Origin of the sequence: Micromonospora zamorensis (assembly GCF_900090275.1) — a bacterium.
Lineage (GTDB): Bacteria > Actinomycetota > Actinomycetes > Mycobacteriales > Micromonosporaceae > Micromonospora > Micromonospora zamorensis.
Window position 1 is genome coordinate 799,007 of sequence record NZ_LT607755.1, and the last position, 14,113, is coordinate 813,119.

Annotated in this window: 13 protein-coding genes; 9 read left to right on the plus strand and 4 right to left on the minus strand. The window is 71.0% G+C overall.

From position 1 onward, the window contains the following. Positions 1-21 precede the first annotated feature (21 nt). The 8 genes from GA0070619_RS03665 (at position 22) to rny (ending at position 9,254) form a co-directional block, all read left to right on the plus strand. Complete coding sequence (locus GA0070619_RS03665) at positions 22-1,362, plus strand: aminotransferase class I/II-fold pyridoxal phosphate-dependent enzyme (RefSeq protein WP_088946753.1); 1,341 nt, start codon at positions 22-24, stop codon at positions 1,360-1,362. A gap of 298 nt (positions 1,363-1,660) precedes the next feature. Continuing rightward, positions 1,661-2,365 (plus strand): UdgX family uracil-DNA binding protein, encoded by a 705-nt coding sequence (locus GA0070619_RS03670; protein WP_088946754.1) that lies wholly within the window; start codon positions 1,661-1,663, stop codon positions 2,363-2,365. Between the two features lie 231 nt (positions 2,366-2,596). Then, the gene (locus GA0070619_RS03675) at positions 2,597-3,988 is read left to right on the plus strand and encodes an MFS transporter (protein ID WP_088946755.1); all 1,392 of its coding nucleotides are present in this window, start codon (positions 2,597-2,599) and stop codon (positions 3,986-3,988) included. Between the two features lie 5 nt (positions 3,989-3,993). Next, positions 3,994-4,194, plus strand: a complete 201-nt coding sequence (locus GA0070619_RS03680) for a DUF3046 domain-containing protein (protein WP_030489422.1) — start codon at positions 3,994-3,996, stop codon at positions 4,192-4,194. A 183-nt stretch (positions 4,195-4,377) separates the two neighbouring features. Continuing rightward, entirely contained in the window at positions 4,378-5,424 is a 1,047-nt protein-coding gene (recA, locus tag GA0070619_RS03685) for a recombinase RecA (RefSeq protein WP_053656326.1), read from the plus strand. A gap of 14 nt (positions 5,425-5,438) precedes the next feature. Then, positions 5,439-6,128, plus strand: a complete 690-nt coding sequence (locus GA0070619_RS03690) for a regulatory protein RecX (RefSeq protein ID WP_088946756.1) — start codon at positions 5,439-5,441, stop codon at positions 6,126-6,128. A gap of 30 nt (positions 6,129-6,158) precedes the next feature. Continuing rightward, complete coding sequence (locus GA0070619_RS03695; protein WP_088946757.1) at positions 6,159-6,917, plus strand: 3-keto-5-aminohexanoate cleavage protein; 759 nt, start codon at positions 6,159-6,161, stop codon at positions 6,915-6,917. Positions 6,918-7,487: 570 nt separating this feature from the next. Next, positions 7,488-9,254, plus strand: coding sequence for a ribonuclease Y (gene rny, locus GA0070619_RS03700; protein WP_088946758.1), 1,767 nt, complete (start codon positions 7,488-7,490; stop codon positions 9,252-9,254). A 62-nt stretch (positions 9,255-9,316) separates the two neighbouring features. Here rny and GA0070619_RS03705 read toward each other — a convergent pair whose 3' ends face one another. The 4 genes from GA0070619_RS03705 to GA0070619_RS03720 are packed head-to-tail and all read right to left on the minus strand — an operon-like array spanning position 9,317 to position 12,725. After that, a complete protein-coding gene (locus GA0070619_RS03705) occupies positions 9,317-10,288 on the minus strand; it encodes an amino acid ABC transporter permease (RefSeq protein WP_088946759.1) in 972 nt (323 codons plus the stop codon). Beyond that, a complete protein-coding gene (locus tag GA0070619_RS03710) occupies positions 10,285-10,992 on the minus strand; it encodes an amino acid ABC transporter permease (protein ID WP_088946760.1) in 708 nt (235 codons plus the stop codon). Before GA0070619_RS03710 ends, GA0070619_RS03705 begins: the two co-directional genes overlap by 4 nt. Before the next feature lie 42 nt (positions 10,993-11,034). Further along, positions 11,035-11,913, minus strand: a complete 879-nt coding sequence (locus GA0070619_RS03715) for a glutamate ABC transporter substrate-binding protein (protein ID WP_088946761.1) — start codon at positions 11,911-11,913, stop codon at positions 11,035-11,037. Positions 11,914-11,969: 56 nt separating this feature from the next. After that, positions 11,970-12,725 carry an amino acid ABC transporter ATP-binding protein gene (locus GA0070619_RS03720; RefSeq protein WP_088946762.1) on the minus strand — a complete coding sequence of 252 codons (756 nt, stop codon included), beginning with the start codon at positions 12,723-12,725 and terminating at the stop codon, positions 11,970-11,972. Between the two features lie 195 nt (positions 12,726-12,920). Between GA0070619_RS03720 and selD the strand changes: the two genes are divergently transcribed. Then, the gene (gene selD, locus GA0070619_RS03725) at positions 12,921-13,910 is read left to right on the plus strand and encodes a selenide, water dikinase SelD (RefSeq protein WP_088946763.1); all 990 of its coding nucleotides are present in this window, start codon (positions 12,921-12,923) and stop codon (positions 13,908-13,910) included. The last annotated feature ends 203 nt before the right edge of the window (positions 13,911-14,113 follow it).

The window sequence follows — 14,113 nt, forward strand, 5'->3', positions numbered from 1 at the left end:
TTCTAGTACAATCTCCTGTTTGTGTCAGCACGCTATCAGCTCAGTGGTACGACGGCCGTCGAGATTTCGGCCAGCATCGAGTCAGGCATCCGTACGGGCGCCCTTCCTCCGGGGGCCGCGCTGCCACCGGTGCGGGCACTCGCCGCCGAGCTGGGCGTCAGCCCGGCCACCGTCGCCCGCGCCTACCAGGAGCTGCGCCAGCGTGGTCTGCTCGCCACCGCCGGTCGGCACGGCACCCGGGTACGCCCCCGCCCACCGGTGGCCGCCCGCCGCTCCGCGCTGCGCCCCGCCCCGTTACCCGGAGCCCGTGACCTGTCCCGGGGTGAACCCGACCCCCGGTTGCTTCCCCCGCTCGGCCCGCACCTGGCGGCGCTCGCCGCCGACGCCGGCCCGCCGGTCGGCTACTCCCATGCCGGCGTCCTGCCCGAGCTGGCCGAGGCTGCTCGCGCCCGACTGGGCGCCGACGGCGTACCGGCCGGGGAACTCACCCTCACCGGCGGCGCGCTGGACGGCATCGAGCGGCTGCTCGGCGCCCATCTGCGTCCCGGCGACGCGGTGGCCGTGGAGGACCCGGGCTGGGCCAACCTGCTGGACCTGGTCGCCGCGCTGGGGCTGCGCCCGATCGGCGTACCGCTGGACGACGAGGGCCCACTGGTGGCCGGGGTGGCCGCCGCGCTCGCCGCCGGAGCGCGGGCGCTGGTGGTCACCAGCCGGGCGCAGAACCCGACCGGCGCAGCCGTCTCCGCCGCCCGCGCCGAGGAGCTGCGGGTGCTGCTCGCCGGCCGGCGGGACGTGCTGCTGATCGAGGACGACCACGCCGCCGAACTGGCCCGCGTACCCCTGCACCCGCTGGCCGGGGCGACCGCGAGCTGGGCCTTCCTGCGGTCGGTGAGCAAACCCTTCGGCCCGGACCTGCGGCTCGCGGTGCTGGTCGGCGACGAGACCACTGTGGCCCGGGTGGCCGGCCGGACGCGCGTCGGTGCCGGCTGGGTCTCCACGGTGCTGCAACGGCTGGTCCTCGCCCTCTGGCGGGACCCGGCGGTCGACGAGCTGGTGCGGCGGGCGGCGCAGAGCTACGAGCAGCGGCGTGACGGCCTGCTGACCGCGCTGGCGGAGCACGGCCTGAGCGCGCACGGCCGCAGCGGCATCAACGTCTGGCTGCCGGTGCAGGACGAGACCAGCGCGGTCACCGCGTTGCGCGACGCCGGTTGGGCGGTGGCCCCCGGCGCCCTCTACCGGATCGCCGCCCCGCCCGCCCTGCGCGTCACCGTCAGCTCCCTGGACGCCGACGACCTGGCACCCCTGGCCGCCGCACTGGCCCACGCCACCAACCCCACCCCGCCGCCGGGCTTCCCCACCTGACCAGACCTCGTCCCGAGGCGCGGCCGGCAGGTTGCGGCAGAAAGCGCACGGTTGCGGTGATTCGGGGCGGACGGGATGGGTATGCGGGCCGCCGGAGGTGGGGGTCATGGCTTCAGGTGGGGCGCGCAAGGGAATCTGGATCGCGGTGGCGTTGGCGATCATCATCATCGTCATCGTGCTGATCGCGATCTCTTCCGGCGGCGACGGCGGCGGCAACGGGTACTGACGCGCGTCGGCGGGCGACACCGCGCCGGGGCGTACCCGGCACGAAGCATCGAACAGGTATATAACAGTCCGCATGGCTGAGCAGACCGACAGCGCCCCGGGCGCCCAGCGGTTCATCCCGCCCGATGCCGACACCATCGACGACCTGCGGACCGCGGCCGGTGGCTGTCGGGGCTGTGAGCTCTATCGGGACGCCTCGCAGACGGTCTTCGGCCGGGGCGACGAGAGCGCCCGGGTGGTGCTGGTCGGCGAGCAGCCCGGCGACATGGAGGACCAGAAGGGGTTGCCCTTCGTCGGCCCCGCCGGCAGGCTGCTGCGCCGTGCGGTCGACGACGCCGGGCTGGACCCGGGTCACCTCTACCTGACTAACGCCGTTAAGCACTTCCGGTTCGAGTTGCGTGGCAAGCGGCGGATCCATCAGACCCCGGACCAGGTGCACATCACCGCCTGCCGCCCCTGGTTGGTCGCGGAGTTCGCCCGCCTGCGTCCGGAGATCGTGGTGGTGCTCGGCGCGACCGCCGCCAAGGCGCTGCTCGGCCCGTCCTTCCGGGTCACCCGGCAGCGGGGCGAGCTGCTGCCCTGGCCGGAGTCGGCCCAACACCCCGCAGACTTCGAGCAGGTGCCGGTGGACAACGCAGGAAAGCGGGCCGACGCGCCGCAGGCTCGGCTGCTGGCCACCATCCACCCGTCCGCCGTCCTGCGGGCCGACGACCAGGACAAGGCGTACGAAGGCCTGGTCGCCGACCTCAGCATCGTCACCCGCGCCCTGCCCGATTAACCCGACGGCTCTGCCGACCGCCGCCGCGACCGCGCGAGTAGAACCACCGCCCGCACAACATCGGGGAAAGTGCTGCTTCCGGGCGCGCTGACACAGCAACTTCACCGAAGTTGCGCAGATCTTGGGGCGGGCCGGCGGTCGCCGGGCGGTGGGTTTTGCTGTCGGCAAAACCCACTGCCGCTGGTCGGTGCGGGTGCGCGAGGATGGGTCATCCCTTCCTGAGGAGCGCCGATGGCGACCGACCTGACCGCGCCGCGTACCGTCGCCCGACCCGACGTCGCGTCGATCCAGCGGCGTACCCTGCGGCTGCTCTTCACCACCCAGATCATCGGCGGGATCGGTGTGACCATCGGCATCGCCGTGGGCGCGCTGCTCGCGGCACGGATCGCCGGGACCGCGGTGGCCGGTGTCGCGCAGAGCGCCGGGGTGGTCGGCGCCGCGCTGCTCGCCGTCCCGGTCACCCGGATCATGGCGCGGCACGGTCGCCGGCCGGGCCTGGTGCTGGCGTACGCGATCGGTGCCGTCGGCGGCGTGCTGGTGGTGCTGGCCGCGGCCACCCGCTGGGTGCCGCTGCTCTTCCTCGGCATGCTGCTCTTCGGCGGTGGCACCGCCGCGAACCTCCAGGCCCGCTACACCGCTGTGGACCTCGCGGAGCCGGCCCGTCGAGGTCGGCAGCTCTCCCTCATCGTCTGGGCCACCACCATCGGTGCGGTGGCCGCGCCGAACTTCGCCGCGCTGGCCGACCGGGTCACCACCGGTTGGGGGCTGCCTCCGCTGGCCGGCCCGTTCGCGTTCAGCGCGGCGGCGTTCGTGCTGGCTGCCGTCGTACTCCTCGGGTTGCTCCGGCCCGACCCACTCCTCACCGCGCGGCGGCTCGCGGCGGCCGACGCACCGACCGCCGGCCCGCCGCTGGCAGCGGACGCGCCGGCGACCGCCGTGGCGGCCGAGGCACCGGCGGCCGGCGCTGGTGTGACGCCGGCCACCGCGCCGGTCAAGGTGCGCGCGCCGCGTGCCGCCGGGATGCGGACGGCCTGGTCGGTGGTACGAGGGCGGCCGGCGGCCCGGCTCGGCATCGCCGCCGTGGCGGTGGGTCACCTGGTGATGGTGGCGGTGATGGCGATGACCCCGGTCCGGCTCGGCGAGTCGCACGCCGACGCCGACGTGCTGCGGCTGGTCGGCATCGTGCTGAGTCTGCACATCGCGGGCATGTACGCGTTCTCTCCGGTGGTGGGTTGGCTCACCGACCGGTTCGGCCGGCGGGCGGTGATCCTCGGTGGGGTCGGTCTGTTGCTGGCCGCATGTGCGGTCGCCGGCACCGCCGGGCACCACACACCCCGGCTGTCGGTGGGTCTGGTCCTGCTCGGGTTGGGCTGGTCGGGGACGATGGTGGCCGGTTCGACGCTGCTGTCCGAGTCGGTGCCGGCCGGTGTCCGGCCGAGCGTCCAGGGGTTCTCCGACCTGATCATGGGATTGGCCGGGGCCGCCGCCGCAGTGGTGAGCGGGTTTGTCATGCAGTTCGCCGGTTATCCGGTCCTCACCCTGCTCGCGGCGGTCGCGGCGGTGCCCCTGGTGGCGCTAGCGTTGCGCCCGGTGCCGACCGGGGCACCGGACGAGGAGGGCTGATCACTGTGCGGCTGACCGATTTCTGGACGCGGCTGGATGAGGCGTTCGGGCCCGGCTACGCGGCCAGCATCGCCCGCGACCAGGTGCTGTCCCAGCTCGGCGGACGGACCATCGAACAGGCGCTGGCGTCGGGGGAGCAGACGCACGTGGTGTGGCGGGCGGTCTGCGCCGCGTACCCCGATCGCGTGCCCGCCCGACTACGCTGAGCAGCCTTTTCGTCCATCCGCGTGTCGCTTGCCGAGTCGTACACCTGTTCGGCTACTGTCCACAGCTGGGTGCTCGTCCACAGCTCGCGGCCCGTCGGCTGGTTTTCTGTCGGACCTAGCGCCTAGCGTGTCCGCGTGACGCGAAGCTCAGCAAAGACGCCGGCGAAGGCAGGGGTGGCAAACATGGCAGCAGGGCCTGACCGGGAGAAGGCACTCGACCTTGCTCTCGCTCAGATTGACAAGCAATTCGGCAAGGGCTCGGTGATGCGGCTGGGTGACCGGCCGGTCGTCCAGACCGCAATCATTCCGACCGGCTCCATCGCACTCGACGTGGCCCTCGGCATTGGTGGCCTGCCCCGGGGTCGGGTGGTCGAGATCTACGGCCCGGAGTCCAGCGGTAAGACCACGGTGGCGCTGCACTCGGTGGCCAGCGCGCAGCGGCTCGGCGGCATCGCCGCTTTCATCGACGCCGAGCACGCGCTCGACCCGGAGTACGCGAAGGCCCTCGGGGTCGACACCGACGCGATGCTCGTCTCCCAGCCGGACACCGGTGAGCAGGCGCTGGAGATCGCAGACATGCTGATCCGCTCCGGCGCGATCGACATCATCGTGATCGACTCGGTGGCGGCCCTGGTGCCGCGCGCCGAGATCGAGGGCGAGATGGGCGACAGCCACGTGGGCCTCCAGGCCCGGCTGATGAGCCAGGCACTCCGGAAGATCACCGGTGTGCTCAGCAACACCGGCACCACGGCGATCTTCATCAACCAGCTGCGGGAAAAGATCGGCGTCATGTTCGGCAGCCCGGAGACCACCACCGGTGGTCGGGCGCTGAAGTTCTACGCCTCGGTCCGGCTCGACGTGCGACGCATCGAGAGCCTCAAGGACGGCACCGACGTGGTCGGCAACCGCACCCGGGTCAAGGTCGTGAAGAACAAGGTCGCCGCACCGTTCAAGCAGGCCGAGTTCGACATCATGTACGGCAAGGGCATCTCGCGTGAGGGCTCGCTGATCGACGTCGGCGTGGAGCAGGCGATCATCCGCAAGTCCGGAGCGTGGTACACGTACGACGGCGACCAGCTCGGCCAGGGCAAGGAAAAGGCTCGGGAGTTCCTGAAGGAAAACCCGGACGTGGCCGCCGAGATCGAGAAGAAGATCCTGGAGAAGCTCGGCGTCGGGGTCGGCGCGGGTGACGCCGCCGGTGGCCCGGAGCTGCCGCCGGTCGACTTCTGATCGGTCGCTGACCCATGGCAGGACGACGCGCCCGTACGGGGCGGGGCTGGGATGCCAGTCCGCCTCGTACGGGCGACGCCAGTGACCCACCCCGTCCTCGACGGGGCCGCCAGGCCGAGCCGCAGGCGGACAAACCGGCGTCCCCACCCCGCGACGAGTCGGAGATGGCCCGCGAGATCTGTCTCCGCCAGCTCGCCGTCCGGCCACGCACCCGGGCCGAGCTGGCCGGAGCGTTGGCCAAGCGGGGCATCTCCGAGCAGGTGTCGGCCGAGGTGCTCGACCGCTATGACGAGGTCGGCATCATCGACGACGCCGCGTTCGCCCGAGCCTGGGTGTCCAGTCGGCACACCGGGCGAGGCCTGGCTCGCCGGGCGCTCGCCAACGAGCTGCGCCGCAAGGGTGTGGACGGCGAGGTGGCCACCGAGGCGCTCGGTGAGCTGGACGAGGAGACCGAGGCCGACACCGCCCGCACCCTCGTGGAGCGCAAGCTGCGCACCGCCCGAGGTGAGCCCGACGCGGTCTTCCGTCGGCTGGTGGGCATGCTGGCCCGCAAGGGCTACCCGCCTGGCGTGGCGATCCGGGCAGTGAAGGACGCGCTGGCCGCGCAGAGCGCCGAGGCGGCCGAGTTCGCCGAGCAGATCGACGCCGACGCGCTCGCCGACGCCGAGGGCGAGTTGGACCGCGACAACCGTCCGGTCGACTGAGAGTCGCGCTGGGTGCTGTGGGGTGGTCCGATGTTGAAGGCGTGTCTGAACGGCGGGCGCAACAGTGACGCCCACCCTGCGGTGCCGGTCACCCCGGCGGAGTTGGCCGCCGACGCGGCCCGTTGCGCCTCGCTCGGCGTCGCAGCCGTGCACGTCCATCCCCGCGACGCGTCCGGTGTCGAGTCGCTGCGCCCGGAGGTCATCGCCGACGCGCTCACCGCGATCCGCGCCGCCGGGCCGGGGCTGCCGGTGGGCGTGAGCACCGGAGCGTGGATCGAGCCGGATCCGGCCGCCCGGGTGGCCGCCGTCCGAGCCTGGGCGGTGCTGCCCGACTTCGCCTCGGTCAACGCGCACGAGGCCGGTGCCGAGGCCGTCGCCGCCGCCCTGCACGAGCGGGGTGTGCTCGTCGAGGTGGGGCTCTGGACGCTCGACGCCGTCGAGGCGTACCGGTCCTGGCGGGTGCCGGTCGGGCGGATCCTCGTCGAGTGCATGGCGGAGGAGGTGCCGGTCGCGATGGCCGACGCGGCGCGGATACTCGCCGCGCTGCCTGCGTCGACGGGGGCGCCCGCCGGATCGCCGTCGGCGGCACGCTCACCGCAGGGCGCGGTGGCGCCACCGGTGCTGCTGCACGCCGAGGGCCCGGCCACCTGGGCGGTGCTCGCCGAGGCGGTCAGCCGTGGGCTGCACACCCGCATCGGGCTGGAGGACACGCTCCTGCTGCCCGACGGCACGCCGGCACCCGGCAACGCCGCGCTCGTCACCGCCGCCCTGGCCGCCGGCGCTCGCTGAGCTGGGATTCCCACCCGCCCGGGCGTTCGGGTCAGCAGGGTCGCTGGTGTCACAAAAGTCGGCTCGACGCGGGGTGATGCCGTCGCTGATCAGGCACGACATCCGGATCAGCGCCATTGACTCGCCGTGTTTGTCCCGTCGTGTCCGACACGGCATCAGCTCGGAGTGACACCGCAACTTCGCTCCGTTCGGGGGGTTTGATCATGAGTCCTTGACCAGAGCACCCCCGGCGACCTAGCCTCGCCATACAGGCTCACATTGCCCGACCATTGCAGGCTAAGCGCACAACATAGATCGCGTAACAAGACAGCATCACTTTGGCCGACTCCGCGGCCTTTGGCGGCAACTCCGGACAGGCCGTTCCGGGACGCCGCGACAACTGCACCCGGTCGCCGACGTTGCCCCCGGGCACCGCCGGCGGAGAGAGCTACCCACGGCCAGCCGCTCCGGTCGGGCGTCCACAGCCGCAGGAGTGTGCCCCGGCACGGTCGCTGCGGTCTCGACCTTAGGGGAGGCGGCCATGGCGGGGCGGCGGCACAGGTTCACCGGTAGACCCGACGGGGTCCCGGCATGAACGCCTTCGACGTCGTGCTCCTCGCGGCCGTCCTCGTCCTCGCGGTGGTGGTGATCGGGGCCGTGCTGGTGGGCATCCGGACACTGCGCCGGATGGGCGCCGCGCCGGCTCCGGAGGATCCCGCCTTCATCGCCGAGAAGGACCGTCAGGAGCAGTCCCTCGCTGCCTTGCGGACCGCGGCCGACGAGGTGAACAGCACGATCGACGTGGCGAAGTCCGCCGCTGCGGCGGCCCGTACCGAGGCGGCGGCGGCGAAGGCCGAGGCGAAGGCGGCCCGCGCCGAGGCACGCCGGGTCCTCGACGACGCCCGCGCCGAGGCGGACACCGTTCTGGAGCGCGCCCACAAGCAGGCCGAGGCGGACGCCGAGCAGTTGCGGTCGGCAGCCCGGCGCAGCGGTGAGCGGGAGGTCGCGGTGCTCGCCGCCACCACCCGGGAGCAGGCCGCGGAGGTGGAGCGCCGGGCCGCCCGGATGGACGAGCGGGAGCGGATGCACACCGAGGAGGTGGAGCGGTTCGCCGAGCGGGAGCGGCAGCTCACCGCGGCGAAGGCCGCCCTCGCGGCCCGGGAGTCCGCGCTCGCCCAGCGGGAGGCCGAGCTGACCGAGTCGGAGGAGCTGCGCCGCCGGGAGCTGGAACGGATCGCCGGGCTCACCGCCGACTCGGCGCGACTGGAGCTGGTCGAGGCGATCGAGACCTCTGCCAAGCGGGAGGCGGCGCTGCTCGTGCGGGACATCGAGTCCGATGCGCGCAACACCGCCGAGCAGCGGGCCCGACACATCGTGGTGGACGCCATCCAGCGGGTCGCCAGCGAGCAGACCGCGGAGAGCGTCGTCAGCGTCCTGCACCTGCCCGGTGACGAGATGAAGGGGCGGATCATCGGCCGGGAGGGGCGCAACATCCGCGCCTTCGAGTCGGTGACCGGCGTCAACCTGATCATCGACGACACCCCCGAGGCGGTGCTGCTCTCCTGCTTCGACCCGGTCCGCCGGGAGGTGGGTCGGCTGACGCTGGAGAAGCTGGTGCTGGACGGGCGGATCCACCCGCACCGGATCGAGGAGGTCTACGACCTGGCCCGGCAGGAGGTGGAGCAGCTCTGCCTCCGCGCCGCCGAGGATGCCCTGGTCGAGGTCGGCATCACCGAGATCCACCCGGAGCTGGTGACCCTGCTCGGCCGCCTGCGCTACCGCACCTCGTACGGGCAGAACGTGCTCAAGCACCTGGTCGAGACCGCGCACATCGCCGGCATCATGGCCGCCGAGCTGCGACTGGACGTGCCCATCATCAAACGGTCGGCATTCCTGCACGACATCGGCAAGGCGCTCACCCACGAGGTGGAGGGCAGCCACGCCATCATCGGCGCGGACCTGGCCCGCAAGTACGGCGAGCACGAGGACGTGGTGCACGCCATCGAGGCGCACCACAACGAGGTGCCCCCGCAGACCATCGAGGCCGTCCTCACCCAGGCCTCCGACGCCTGTTCCGGCGGTCGGCCGGGCGCGCGTCGGGAGAGTCTTGAGGCGTACGTCAAGCGCCTGGAGCGGATCGAGGAGATCGCGGCCAGCAAGCTCGGCGTGGACAAGGTCTTCGCCATGCAGGCCGGCCGGGAGATCCGGGTGATGGTCAAGCCGGACGACGTGGACGACATCGGGGCGGCAGTGCTGGCCCGGGACGTGGCCAAGCAGATCGAGGAGGAGCTGACCTACCCGGGTCAGATCCGGGTCACCGTGGTCCGCGAGTCCCGGGTCACCGAGATCGCCCGTTAGTCGGAACAGTGAAAGGGCCAGCCCGGAACACCGGGCTGGCCCTTCTCCGTGCGAGCTGAGCGTCAGACGGCCCCGCCGCCGCCCTCGGCCTGCGACATCAGTGCCGCGGGCGGCGGGTTCTGCGCCGGGGTGCCGGCGGTCTTGCGGCCCCGAGCGAGCCGCCGCTGAACGTACTGGGCGAGCTTCGACAGCGAGTAGTTCACCACGATGAAGAGCACGGCGATCACGACGTACACCTGGATCGGGTTGCCCAGCGCGCCGATGATCTGCTTGCCGATGTTCAGGGTCTCCTCGTAGCTGATGATGAACCCCAGCGAGGTGTCCTTGAGCACCACGACCAGCTGGCTGATCAGTGCCGGCAGCATGATCCGGAAGGCCTGCGGCAGCAGGATCATCCGGGTGGTCTGGGCCGGGGAGAGCCCGATGGCTTCAGCGGCCTCCGCCTGGCCACCCGGCAGCCCCTCCATGCCGGAGCGGAGGATCTCGCCGATCACCACCGAGTTGTAGATGGTGAGGCCGATGACCAGATACCAGAGGTTGTCGAAGTAGAGGCCGAACTCGGGGAAGCCGCGGGCCACGAAGAAGATGGTGAGCACGACGGGCAGGCCGCGGAACACCTCGACGCAGACACGGGTGATCGCCGACAGGAGGACACTCAGCCCGCGCAGCAGGTACGCCACGGGCGCGGCCGCGCCGGTGAACCGGCGTCCGGTCAGGCTCTTGAGTTGGATCCGCAGCACGGCGAGCAGCGTTCCGACGACCAGCGAGGCGACGATGGCCATCGCCGCCGCGATCAGGGTGTTCTTGAAGCCGAGGCCGATCCGCTCCCAGACCAGGGAGAAGTTCTCGTTGGAGGGGTCGACGAGCGGCCCCCACAGCTCCATCGACAACTGGCCTTTTTCGTCCAGGGGCCGGTAGATCAGGAAGTACGCCCCGACGAGCAGGACCAGCCCGGCGACGATGCTGCTGACCAGCGTGATCCGCCGCTGCCGGGGCCCGGGGACGTCGTAGAGGACGCTGGTCTGCTGACTCATCGGGCCACCGCCTGTCGCTTCTCGATCCGGTCCAGCAGGGTGCCGAGCGGCACGGTCATGATCAGATAGCCGAGCGAGATGCCGATGGCGACCGGGACGAAGGCGTAGCCCTCGGCCGAGGTGAGCTGGTCAGCGGTCTGCGACAGGTCACCGACCACGCCGAAGAAGCCGACCAGCGCCGAGTTCTTGATCATCGCGATGATCACCGAGCCGAGCGGCACGATGGATGCCTTCCACGACTGCGGCAGCACCACGTAGCGCAGGTTCTGCCCGAAGGTCAGACCCAGTGACCGCGCCGCCTCCGCCTGGCCGGCGGACACCGCATTCACCCCGGACCGCAGCGCCTCGCAGACGAATGCCGCGGTGTAGAGCACCAGGGCGATCAGTGCGAACCGGAAGTACGGAAGGTCGGTGCCGAGCCGGGTGAACAGCGAGTCGATCACCGGGACGCGGAGGAAGTCCGCGTTGGAACCGAGCGCCGGCAGACCGAACGCGGCGAAGAACATCACCACGGTCAACGGCATGTTGCGGAAGACGTTCACGTAGCCGGTGCCGAGGGCGCGCAGCGGCGGCACCGGCGAGATGCGGAGCACCGCCACGACGGCGCCCAGGATGAGGGCGCCGATCGCGGCGAGCACGCAGATCTGGAGGGTGAGCCAGAAACCACCCGCAAAGACGTCGAACTTGTCGATGAGCACGTTCACGGGTCGGTGTTCCTCCCACCCTCCAGATCGAAAAGGGTCAGATCAGTAGCGGTTGATGGTGGGCGCCGAGCCCAGTTCCGCGCCGAACTTGCCGGCGGTGTCGTCCCAGGCCTTCTTCCAGCTGCCGTCGGCGACAGCCTTGTCCAGCGTGTCGTTGATGAAGCCGCGGAAGTCCGCGTCCTCCTTCTTCACACCGATGCCGTACGGCTCCTTGGTGAAGTTGCTGCCGGCCAGCTTGAAGGAGGCCTCGTCCTTGGCGATGTAGCCGAGCAGGATCACGTTGTCCGTGGTCACGGCGTCGACCTGGCCGCTCTTGAGGGCGTCGCGGCACTTGTCGTAGGTGTCGAAGGGCACCAGCTGGGTGGCGACGTCCTTGACGTACTTCTTGATCTCCTCGAACGGCGTCGAGCCGGTGACCGAGCAGACCTTCTTGGTGCCGTCCTTGAACGAGTCCGGACCGGTGATGGTGGTGTCGTCCTTCTTCACCATGATGTTCTGGCCGGCCTCGTAGTACGGGCCTGCGAAGGCGATCCGCTCCTTGCGCTTGTCGTTGATCGTGTAGGTCGCGGCGACCAGGTCGACAGTGCCGTTGACGATCACGTCTTCGCGGACCTTCGAGGGGGCCTCGACCCACTCGATCTTGTCCTCGGGGATGCCGAGCTCCTTGACGATGATCTTGGCGATCTCGACGTCGAAGCCCTCCGGCTTGCCGGACAGGCCCTTCAGGCCGAAGCCGGGCTGGTCGAACTTGGTGCCGACCTTGATCTTCTGGGCCTTGTTCAGCTTCTCCATGGTGCTGCCGGCGGCGAAGGACTTGCTGCCAGCACCGGTGTCCCCGCCGTCGTCGTCGCCACCGCAGGCGGTGAGGCCGAGCGCCAGAGCGGCAACCGCGGCGACTGCCGCAACGCGCTTGATACGCATACTCTTCTCCTTTTTCAACGGAGCCCACCGAGTACGGCGCGCTCCACTACGGACGCCTAGTGCGTGAGGATCTTGGAGAGGAAGTCCCGGGCCCGCTCACTGCGCGGGTTCGCGAAGAACTCCGCGGGCGGGGCATCCTCGACCAGTTGCCCGTCGGCCATGAAGATGACCCGGTTCGCCGCGTGCCGGGCGAAGCCCATCTCGTGCGTGACCACGACCATCGTCATGCCGTCGCTGGCCAGCGAGGTCATCACGTCGAGCACCTCGCCGACCATCTCCGGGTCCAGCGCGCTGGTCGGCTCGTCGAAGAGCATCGCCTTGGGCTGCATGGCCAGCGCCCGGGCGATGGCCGCCCGCTGCTGCTGACCGCCGGAGAGCTGGGCGGGGAACTTGTCCGCCTGGTTGGCGATGCCGACCCGGTCGAGGAGTGCCAGGCCGCGCTCGCGGGCGGCGGTCGGCTTCTCCTTGCGGACCTTGATCGGGCCGAGGGTGACGTTCTCCAGGATGGTCTTGTGCGCGAAGAGGTTGAAGGACTGGAAGACCATCCCCACCTCGCTGCGCAGCTTCGCGAGGGGCTTGCCCTCGGCCGGAAGCGGCTGGCCGTCGAAGGTGATGGTGCCGGAATTGATCGGCTCCAGTCGGTTGATGGTGCGGCACAGCGTCGACTTGCCGGAGCCGGACGGGCCGATCACCACGACCACCTCGCCCCGACCCACCGACAGCGAGACGTCGTCCAGCACGTGCAGCGGCCCGAACCACTTGTTGACCGCGTCCAGCACGATGAGCGGTTCGCCCGTCGTCACGTCGTCCACCGTCCCCTGTCATCTCCCGGATCGGGGTCGGTTGACCCCCGGTGCGGCCACTGTAGGCGGCCTGATGTGGCGGAATGCAACTCAGCGGGTCACGGAGCGGTAACACCGGCCATGATCGGCCTCGGTCGTCCGATTCTGGTCACCGTAAGGGCCACAACGGTGGCGATCGTGGCGCGTTGTCGCGATCATGGGTGGATGACCGAACCGGTACGGCTGACCCGTTACGCCCGCGGCGGCGGCTGCGCCTGCAAGATCCCGCCGGGCGAGCTGGAGATCATGGTGGCCGGTCTCGGCCCGGCAACCGGCACCGCCGAGTTGCTGGTCGGGCTGGATCACGGCGACGACGCGGCGGTGGTGCGCCTGGACGAGCGGACCGGCCTGGTCAGCACCGCCGACTTCTTCACCCCGGTGGTCGACGACGCGTACGACTGGGGTCGGATCGCCGCGGCCAACGCGCTCTCCGACGTGTACGCGATGGGTGGCACCCCGCTGATCGCGCTCAACCTGCTCTGCTGGCCGCGCGACGTGCTGCCGATGGAGTTGGCCGGCGAGGTCCTGCGCGGAGGGCAGGACGTGGCGCGGGAGGCCGGCTGCCACCTGGCGGGTGGGCACAGCGTGGACGACGACGGCCCGAAGTACGGCCTCGCGGTCACCGGCACGGTCCGGCCGGAAGAGCTCATCACCCTCGACGCCGGGCGGGCCGGGATGCCGTTGTCCCTGACGAAGCCCCTCGGGGTCGGTGTGCTGAACACCCGGCACAAGACCACCGGTGAGAGCTTCCCGGAGGCGGTGGCCACGATGAGCGCCCTCAACCGGGACGCCGCCCGCGCGGCGGTCGCCGCCGGCATCCGCTGTGGCACCGACGTGACCGGGTTCGGGTTGCTCGGGCACGCCTCGAAACTGGCCCGGTCCAGCCAGGTCACCGTGGCCATCGACACAGCCCGGGTGCCCTATCTGGCGGGGGCGCGGGAGGCGCTGCGCGACGGCCATGTCAGCGGCGGCAGCCGGCGCAACCTGGAGTGGGTGACCCCGTGGACCGACTTCGGAGCGGCTGGCGAGGGCGAACGGCTGCTGCTGGCCGACGCGCAGACCTCCGGCGGCCTGCTGGTGGCCGGAGAGGTGCCCGGCGCACCGGTGGTGGGCGAGCTGCTGCCCCGGGGCGAGCACCTCGTCGTCCTGCGCTGACCCAACCCGGCCGGCGCATCGTTCGACCTGCGGTTGTGGTCGTCGGACACGCGGCTGCGATGGTGTGGATCGGGCACCATACCCGATAAACTGTCACCTTCCCGCTACTCCGAGCAATGCTGCTCAGGGAAATTTTGCCCGGAATGGTCACAGACCGGTAACTTGCCCCCGGCTGGGGTCAAATGCCCCCCACCATCGTGTGT

What these genes read in the sequence shown, in the direction of transcription:
- GA0070619_RS03670 (WP_088946754.1), top strand. Translation starts at nt 1,661, where the DNA reads ATGGCTGAGCAGACCGACAGCGCCCCGGGCGCCCAGCGGTTCATCCCG.
- GA0070619_RS03675 (WP_088946755.1), top strand. Translation starts at nt 2,597, where the DNA reads ATGGCGACCGACCTGACCGCGCCGCGTACCGTCGCCCGACCCGACGTC.
- recA (WP_053656326.1), top strand. Translation starts at nt 4,378, where the DNA reads ATGGCAGCAGGGCCTGACCGGGAGAAGGCACTCGACCTTGCTCTCGCT.
- GA0070619_RS03690 (WP_088946756.1), top strand. Translation starts at nt 5,439, where the DNA reads ATGGCAGGACGACGCGCCCGTACGGGGCGGGGCTGGGATGCCAGTCCG.
- GA0070619_RS03695 (WP_088946757.1), top strand. Translation starts at nt 6,159, where the DNA reads ATGTTGAAGGCGTGTCTGAACGGCGGGCGCAACAGTGACGCCCACCCT.
- rny (WP_088946758.1), top strand. Translation starts at nt 7,488, where the DNA reads ATGAACGCCTTCGACGTCGTGCTCCTCGCGGCCGTCCTCGTCCTCGCG.
- GA0070619_RS03705 (WP_088946759.1), bottom strand. Translation starts at nt 10,288, where the DNA reads ATGAGTCAGCAGACCAGCGTCCTCTACGACGTCCCCGGGCCCCGGCAG.
- GA0070619_RS03715 (WP_088946761.1), bottom strand. Translation starts at nt 11,913, where the DNA reads ATGCGTATCAAGCGCGTTGCGGCAGTCGCCGCGGTTGCCGCTCTGGCG.
- selD (WP_088946763.1), top strand. Translation starts at nt 12,921, where the DNA reads ATGACCGAACCGGTACGGCTGACCCGTTACGCCCGCGGCGGCGGCTGC.